Here is a 7,734-nt window from a genome sequence, read left to right on the forward strand (position 1 = left end):
GTATCGTCACCGAATGTACACGGTCTGCTACCGGCTCGTAACTCCGGTGTCACCGGACGGCCCGAGGGTCGAGGCGGACAGCCCCGGCTCCCGAAAGGTGACCGATGCACCGACGGACTCGTCTCGCGTTCATCGCCGTCCTGGCCACGGCGGCGCTCACCGTCCCGGCGACCGCCGCCGACGCCGACCCGGACCCGATCTTCTCTCTGCCGCTCCCCGGCGCCCCTGAGCCGCGTCCGCGCGCGCAGCAGGACGCCGACATCGTGAACGTCGCGCACCGCGGCGCCTCCGCGTACGCGCCCGAGAACACGCTCGCCGCGTTCCGGCTGGCCGAGGCCAAGCAAGCGGACATGTTCGAGCTGGACGTCCAGGAGACCAAGGACCACCAGCTCGTGATCATGCACGACACCACCCTCGACCGGACGACGGACGCCGAGGAGGTCTACCCCGACCGCAAGCCCTGGAAGGTCGGCGACTTCACCCTCGCCGAGATCGAGAAGCTGGACGCCGGGTCGTGGTTCGCGAAGAAGTACGAGGACGAGCGCGTCCCGACGCTGGGCCGGGTGCTGTCGGCGATGCGCGGCAAGGGCCTCGGCCTCCTGCTGGAGATCAAGAGCCCCGAGCTCTACCCCGGCGTCGAGGAGCGCATCGCCGCGGCGCTGCGGCGGTCGCCGTCGTGGCTGCGGTACGACCCGGGCGAGCGGCGCCTCGTGGTCCAGTCGTTCGACTGGGAGTCGGTGCGCCGGTTCCATGACGTCCTGCCGAAGGTCCCGACGGGCCTGCTCGGCACCCCGAAGGTCGCGGACCTGCCGGAACTGGCGAAGTACGCCGACCAGATCAACCCCACCTACGGCGACCTGACCAAGGCGTACGTCGACAAGGTGCACGACGCCCGCATGGACGTGCTCACCTGGACGCTGAACGACTCCGCCGACATGGAGAAGGCGGTCGGCCTCGGCGTGGACGGGATCATCACCAACGAGCCGGACGTCCTCCGCAAGGTCCTGGAGAGGTCCGGCGACCGAGCGGCCTGATCAGGGCAGCACCTGGCGCGCGCGGGCGATCAGTGCCCGCGCCGCCGGGCTGCGCGGCCCCTCGGCGCGCCAGGCGAGCGCGATCCGCCCGCTCAGCCTCGGCCGGACGATCGGCATCGCGTGCAGTTCGTCCGGCCGGCCGAGGGCGGCGGACTCGGGCATGACGGCGACGCCGAGGCCGTGCGCGGCGATCTCCGCCAGCACGGGCGGCTCGCCGGCCTCGAACGCGATGCGCGGGCGCAGCCCGGCGTCCGCGAAGGCCCCGTCCAGGACGGCCCGCAGCCCGGTCCCCGGCGGCAGGCAGATCAGGTCCTCGTCGGCGAGCGCCCGCAGCGAGATCGTGGACCGCCGCGCCAGCGGATGCCCGTGCGCGACGGCCGCGAAGAGGTCCTGCTCGATGATGACCCTGGTCGCGATGCCTTCGGGCGGTTCGGCGCCGATGCTGAGGAACGCGAGGTCGACCCTCCCCGAGCGGAGCCCGTCGGCCAGTGTGGCGGCGTCCTGCTGGACGACCGTGATCTCCACGTTCGGATGGTCGCGGTGGAAATCGGCCAGCATGCCGGGAAGGTCGAGGGACCGGATCCAGTCGATGGTGCCGATCGTGGCGTGCCCGCGGAGCAGGCCGGTCAGCTCGTCCACCGACAGCCGGGCGCCTTCGACGGCGGCGAGCGCCGCCCGCGCGTAGGGGAGGACGGCGGCGCCGACCTCGGTCAGCCGGACGGTCCGCCCGGACCGGTCGAGCAGCGGCTGCCCCAGTTCCCGTTCCAGCTGCCGGATCTGGGCGCTCACCCCCGGCTGGGCGACGTGCAGGCGGGCGGCGGCCTTGGTGAAGCTCGCCTCTTCGGTGACGGCCACGAAGTACTCGAACTGGCGCAGCTCCATAACCGGACATGCTAATCGGGCGTCCGTCCAGCGCTCAGGCTTCTGCCGAACCGCCGTGCCCGGCAACCATTTCTTTGGCCTCTCTTGGGTGCGTCACTGCTGTTCAGAGGACTGATTTCGGTCTGGCCGGTGATTACCTTCCCAGCGGGAGGTCGGGTGATCGGACGGCGCACATGGTCCATACGGGTGCGGATGACCGTTATAGCCGGAACGGTCGCCGCGCTGATCTGCGCCAGCCTGACCGCCCTGGTCATCGTCGGGGTCCGCGGCAGCGCGACGTCCTACAAGCGCAACCAGGCCAGCTCCGCGGCCCTCAAGATCACCTACGAGGTCAGGCTCGGGCGCGTGCAAGGCGAGCTCGACGCACCGAGGGACGTCGCCCTGCAGCTCCTGGACGACCGGCGCCGGGTCATCGCGGGCACGAAGGGGGAGCTGGACGGGCCGCCGATCGCCCGGTTCCTCCCGGACGAGTCCGGCGTCTACCGGACCAAGGTGCTGTGCCCCGCGCACGGGCTCACGGGCTGCGAATGGGTGATCGCGTTCCGCGTCTACCAGCCGGCGGGCGACTGGGTCGTGTACGCCTCCGCGCCCACCACGCCCTGGTACGTCAGCTCCGGCCTCCTGCTCTTCCTGATCAGCATGTCGCTGCTGGTCGTGCTGCTGGTGTGCCTGCGCGCCTGGGGGACGGTCGACCAGACCCTCGCCCCGGTGGACGCGATCCGGGCCGAGCTGGCGGAGATCACCGCCCACCAGTCGGGCCGCCGGGTGACCGTGCCGCAGAACCGGGACGAGATCAGGAGCCTCGCGCAGGCCGCGAACGCGACCCTCGACCGCCTCGACGGGGCCCTCGAACGGCAGCGCAGCTTCACCTCCGACGCGTCCCACGACCTGCGCAGCCCCATCGCCGCCGCGCGCGCCCAGATCGAGGAGGCGCTGCTGTACCCGGACGACGTCGACTGGCCGCGGACGGCACGGATCGTCCTGCAGAGCCTGGAACGGCTCCAGGCGATCGTCACCGACCTGCTGCAACTGGCCCGGCTGGACGCCACCGCCTGGCAGGACGTCGAGACGATCGACCTCGGCGCGCTGGTCACCATCGAGGTGGCGAGGTCCGACCGGACGAAGCGGATCGTCCCGCATCTGCAGGACGGCGTGACGGTGCGCGGCGACCGGCTGCGGCTCGTCCGGCTGCTGACGAACCTGCTGGACAACGCGGAGCGGCACGCCGACTCGCGGGTCGACATCACCGTCTCCCGGGAGGACGGCATCGCCGTGCTGGAGGTCCTCGACGACGGCGTCGGCGTCGGCGAGCAGAACCGCGACCTCGTCTTCCAGCGCTTCGCCCGGCTGGCGGACAGCAAGGCCCGCGATCCGGCCGGAACCGGCCTCGGCCTGCCCATCGCCCGCGAGATCGCCCAAATGCACGGCGGATCCTTGACCATCGAGGACAGCGCCCGAGGCGCCCGATTCGTCGCCCGGATCCCCCGCAACCACGACGTCCGCCCGTCACCATGAAGCGGGGGCGGACGCGAAGAACCCCGCGGCGACGGTGCACGCGGGGTCGTGGGGCGGGACGCCCCTGGGGGCCGCCGGTCAGCCGGCCGGCCGGGCGGGAACGCCGTACAGGTGGATCCAGCCTTCGAGGCGCGATTCCTTCACCCGGCAGCTGATCCGCTCGTACTCGGCGGCGCGCACCGGGCCGGGGCTGGGGACGATCACCGAGTCGTAGACGAACCGGGACGCGATGACGCCGAGGTCGGCGCCGGTCGCGGCGAGCCGCTGCTTCAGCGGCGGGGCGTCCAGCAGCCGGGCCGCCGTGATGATCGACCAGCCGGACACGCCGGCCGGATCGGTCTCGGTCATCACCGGCCCGACGTTCACCGCGACTCTGAGCTGGACGCGGACCGCCCCGCTCGACCGGTGGTTGTGGCGCCGCAGCCGCGTGCCGAGCGACACGAACATGGGGTCGATCACCGCGGCCGTCGGCACCTCGGGCGGGAGGACGATCAGCGCGCCGTCGCCGCGGTCCTCGACGTGGCAGTCGTCCCAGGGGACGTCGGAGTCGTCGAACGCCTCCTGCAGGGCGTTGTACATGGCGCGGCGCACGCCGAGCCGGTCGGCGTCGTTGCGGGCCGGTGAGCTGAACCCGGCGACGTCGGTGTAGACGATGGTGCAGTTCGCGCCCGCCCAGGATGCGCCGCCCCGGCCGGGAACGGCCATGGGCTGCGTGGGCTGGTCGAGGGACGGCTCGACGACCGCCGCGATGGAGCGCGCGGCCCGTTCGGCGCGGGTCGGCACGGCGCGGGTGGGCGCGCTGGGGACGGGTGCCGGTGCGGCGGGCGGTTCCATCCGGAAGGCCGAGCCGCCGGCGCGGGGGTCGGGCGTCCCGTACGGGCCCGGCACCGCGTACGGGCCGGCCATGGCGTAGGGACCCGCGGCGGCGTACGGGTCGGCGACCGCGTAGGTGTTGTACGGATCGGGGACCGCGTAGCCGCCGGCGGTGCTGTAGGGGTCGGCGACCGTGAAGGGGCCGGTCATCGCGTACGGGTACTGCGGGAGGACCGGCACGTGCGCCGACGCGTACGGCCGCGGCGTCCCGTACTGCGCGGCCGGGCCGTACGGGTGCGTCGCGCCGGCCGGGTAGTGGACGCGCTGCGGCGGCTGCCCCGGGCCGTGCTGCTCGGTGAGCCGGTCGTACATCTCGCGTTCCAGGACGGCGACCACGCGCGGGTGGTCGCTCAGGTACGTCACGAACTCCCGCGTGGTCATGCGGAGGGCGTGCAGCCGCTCCATGGCGACGACGGTGGCGGAGCGGGTGCGCAGCAGCAGCGCGGCGCGCTCGCCGATAATGTCGCCGGGCCCCCGGAAGGCGATGAACCGCTCGCGCCCGTCGCGTTCCACGCAGACCCGGACCGAGCCCGCCTTGATCACGATGGTGTGGTCCGCGACCTGGTCCTCCGTCCACAGCACCGTGCCTGCGGGGTAGACGATTTCCTGCGCGGACGCGAGGAACGCGGCCCGCTCGATGGTGGTGAGGCCCGGCCAGAACCCGGAGCGCCGGGCAGGGGCCGGCTGCCGGACGGTCTGGGCCGGGAGGGCGTCCTCGGCCTGCGGGACGGTCTCGGCCTGCGGAACGTTCCGCTGCTGGGGGACGACCTCCGCGGGGGTGATCTGGTCGGGGTCGTGGTGGCGCGCGTGCTCGTTCACGGGCACCTCCGGGGGCGGCGGTTCCATCCGGCGGCCGTGCCCGCGGGCATGCCCGTGCCGGTCGGATGGGTGGGGTGGACGGCAATGGTCGGGGAAGGAATCTGCTGTCTTGACATGTCAAGAACCCCATGCCTCGAAGCGTGGCTCCGGTGTCCGGCCGGGTTTCCGGGGTGTCCCGGATCCGGTTCAGGGGTGGCCGAAGTCACATCACCTATAGCCCGCACCGCGTGACCGCGGTTAGACTGGGTGAGTCCGCAGAAACGTTTTGGCAGGTCAGCCCGGATCTTTCTGCGTCTCCGCAGGCGATCTGCGCAGACCGGCCCGGACGTTTCGTGCGGCCCTGGGAGTCGCTCTCCGCTCTCCTGCGATCGACTTGGCTGCCAGACCGGTGATCGGCGGGAAGCGGCGGGCGACTCTGTTCTTCTCTTCTCTTCTTCGCGCTGCCGAAGTCTCGTAACCCCCGTCGCGGCCTCCCCGTGCGGCGTTCTCGTTCGTCCTTTCGTCCGCCGGCCGTGTGCGTGGCCCCGTGGCCGCCGGTGGGGTCCTGGCCGGGGGAACGCCGCCTCGCCCTCGTCCTCGGATCACCCTGTGTCAAGTGCCTGTGCTCTGAACCTAGCAGGACGCCCTCTCGCAAGTCGGCGTCTGCTAATCTGCTACCTAGCACATTACAACATTGTTTCCCGGTATGCAGCAGTCTGAAAGCTGTGGGTGCGAGTTTTGGGCGATATGGCGGGGTCTGGGGCGTGGGGCGAAGATCTCACCGTCTGTGCAGGTGGCGCTATGACGTCAGCTGCATTGCCAGGTATCCTCCTGCCACATGGCATTCAGTCCGGTTGCATCGACTACTTAGAGTGAGAACAATGACCAGTGACCAGGGGCCCATAGTCCAGAGCGCGCTGCTTCGCACCGAGCTCGTCCGCCTGCGCAAAGAGAAGAAGCTGACGCAGGAGCAGGTGGCGCGGCAGCTCGAGTGGTCCCCGTCCAAGGTGATCAGGGTCGAGGGCGGCAAGAACGCCATCACCCGCACCGACCTGCAGGCCCTGCTGTCGGTGTACGACGTCACCTCCGAGGGGCGGCAGGAGCGGCTGCAGACGCTCGCCCGGGGCGCGCGGGAGCCCGCCTGGTGGAACGTCTACCGAGGCGACCTCGACCCCGACTTCCTCAACTACGTGGGGTACTCCGCGGGGGCGGCCTTCATCCGGCAGTATCACGGGACGGTCATCCCGGGGCTCATCCAGACGCCCGAGTACGCCGAGGTCCTCTCCACCGGCAAGGTGTCCGAGCAGGCGCGGGTGCTCGCGGCGAAACTGCGCATCCAGCGGCAGCAGGAGCTCGCCAAGCGGGAAAGCCCGCCGCGCCAGCACTACATCGTCGACGAGGCGGTCATCCGCCGCCATGTCGGCATCGGGGTCGACCCCGCGATCATGCCGGCCCAGCTGCACCACATCACGGACTGGGCCGAGCGGGACGATCGGCTGACGGTCAGGATCATTCCCTTCAAGGCCGGGGCACACCTCGGCCTGGAGGGGCCGTTCAGCATCCTGGAGTTCGACGGCGACCTCGACGACATCCTGTACCTGGAGGGACGGTCGGGTGCGAGCGTGATGATCACCGGCGAGGACGACAGGCTCCCCGAGTACCGCGACACCTTCGAGCTCCTGCTGGAGCAGACCCTGCCGGCCGACGAGTCGATCGCGCTGATGCGGCAGGCCGCCGAAGACCTCATGGCCTGAGCGGGACCCACCTGACTCAGCGCCCGCAACTCGACACGACCGGGAGGTGACCGCCGCATCCGGCACCCACAAGGCGAGTGGCCGTCATAACACGCAGGGTGATCTTGTGTTCCCTTGTAGGCGGGATAAGTAGAACCGTTTACACTCGTGATCGGGAAATTATCCACAAGGTCGTGGTTTGTCGTGCCCTGCATTGCCCTCGCCCGGCGTGTGCCCCCGTCCGATCAGTGGCTGTGGCGGAACCCGCCGGCAATGGACGGAGGTTGCTGGATGGAGTACCGGTCGAATCTGGGAGTGACCTTGAGCTGGCGCAAGAGCAGCGCGAGCTCCTCCGCTGACGATTGCGTGGAGGTGGCCGCGTCGGGCCGGTCGGTGCTGGTGCGCGACTCGCACGATCGCTCCGCCGGCGTCCTCGCCCTCGCTCCCGGTCAGTGGCACGCCCTCGTGAACGCGATCCAGAACGGAAACCTGGACGGCCGCTGAGTCACGAGACTCATTTCCCCGCCCCTCTCAAGAATTGTCGGACACCACGACGCTGTGACGTATTTACTGGCGACTCTTGACAAGGCTTCCGGCTCACGGTGGATTCCTGCCCGACCCTGAGCGAACCCTGAATCCACCCTGAACCATCCCTGATCACCCTGTTCCGGTGCGGGAAGCGCATCTAGCTTTGGGCGTCAGCGGCCCCCGGCGACGACCGGGGGCCGACCGTTCCCGCCGTCCAGACGGCGGGCCTCGTCTGACACCACCTTCACCGGAAGGACATGCATGCTGCGTGAACACAGGCCGGCCATCTGGGGCGCCGCCGTCGCCGGGGCCGTGGCGCTGGCCGGCGTAGCCGTCCCCGTCCTGGCCTCGTCCCCCGCCACGCCCCGCTC

General features: G+C 70.8%; 6 protein-coding genes. 4 read left to right on the forward strand and 2 right to left on the reverse strand.

The genetic code is table 11. The features are described from left to right. The first annotated feature begins 104 nt into the window (after positions 1 to 104). Positions 105 to 1,034 carry a glycerophosphodiester phosphodiesterase gene (locus E1293_RS21525; protein ID WP_132199242.1) on the forward strand — a complete coding sequence of 310 codons (930 nt, stop codon included), beginning with the start codon at positions 105 to 107 and terminating at the stop codon, positions 1,032 to 1,034. On the opposite strand, the gene E1293_RS21530 is transcribed toward E1293_RS21525, so the two are convergent. Then, on the reverse strand, positions 1,035 to 1,916 hold the full coding sequence (locus tag E1293_RS21530) for a LysR family transcriptional regulator (RefSeq protein ID WP_132199243.1): 882 nt from the start codon (positions 1,914 to 1,916) through the stop codon (positions 1,035 to 1,037). Positions 1,917 to 2,108: 192 nt separating this feature from the next. Here E1293_RS21530 and E1293_RS21535 point away from each other — a divergent pair, with 192 nt between their 5' ends. Next, positions 2,109 to 3,431, forward strand: a complete 1,323-nt coding sequence (locus E1293_RS21535) for a sensor histidine kinase (protein ID WP_132199248.1) — start codon at positions 2,109 to 2,111, stop codon at positions 3,429 to 3,431. A 78-nt stretch (positions 3,432 to 3,509) separates the two neighbouring features. Here the strand turns inward: E1293_RS21535 and E1293_RS21540 are convergent, their stop codons facing one another. After that, a complete protein-coding gene (locus E1293_RS21540) occupies positions 3,510 to 5,123 on the reverse strand; it encodes a cyclic nucleotide-binding domain-containing protein (RefSeq protein WP_165978337.1) in 1,614 nt (537 codons plus the stop codon). An 860-nt stretch (positions 5,124 to 5,983) separates the two neighbouring features. Between E1293_RS21540 and E1293_RS21545 the strand changes: the two genes are divergently transcribed. Together E1293_RS21545 and E1293_RS21550 are read left to right on the forward strand one after the other, a co-directional pair. Beyond that, on the forward strand, positions 5,984 to 6,856 hold the full coding sequence (locus E1293_RS21545) for a helix-turn-helix domain-containing protein (protein ID WP_132199245.1): 873 nt from the start codon (positions 5,984 to 5,986) through the stop codon (positions 6,854 to 6,856). A gap of 294 nt (positions 6,857 to 7,150) precedes the next feature. After that, positions 7,151 to 7,339: a DUF397 domain-containing protein gene (locus E1293_RS21550; protein ID WP_243716366.1), complete on the forward strand. Its 189-nt coding sequence runs from the start codon at positions 7,151 to 7,153 to the stop codon at positions 7,337 to 7,339. The last annotated feature ends 395 nt before the right edge of the window (positions 7,340 to 7,734 follow it).

Source organism: Actinomadura darangshiensis (assembly GCF_004349235.1).
GTDB classification, from domain to species: domain Bacteria; phylum Actinomycetota; class Actinomycetes; order Streptosporangiales; family Streptosporangiaceae; genus Spirillospora; species Spirillospora darangshiensis.

Coding starts and splice junctions, on each gene's coding strand:
- E1293_RS21525 (WP_132199242.1), top strand. CDS start 105: ATGCACCGACGGACTCGTCTCGCGTTCATCGCCGTCCTGGCCACGGCG.
- E1293_RS21530 (WP_132199243.1), bottom strand. CDS start 1,916: ATGGAGCTGCGCCAGTTCGAGTACTTCGTGGCCGTCACCGAAGAGGCG.
- E1293_RS21535 (WP_132199248.1), top strand. CDS start 2,109: ATGACCGTTATAGCCGGAACGGTCGCCGCGCTGATCTGCGCCAGCCTG.
- E1293_RS21545 (WP_132199245.1), top strand. CDS start 5,984: ATGACCAGTGACCAGGGGCCCATAGTCCAGAGCGCGCTGCTTCGCACC.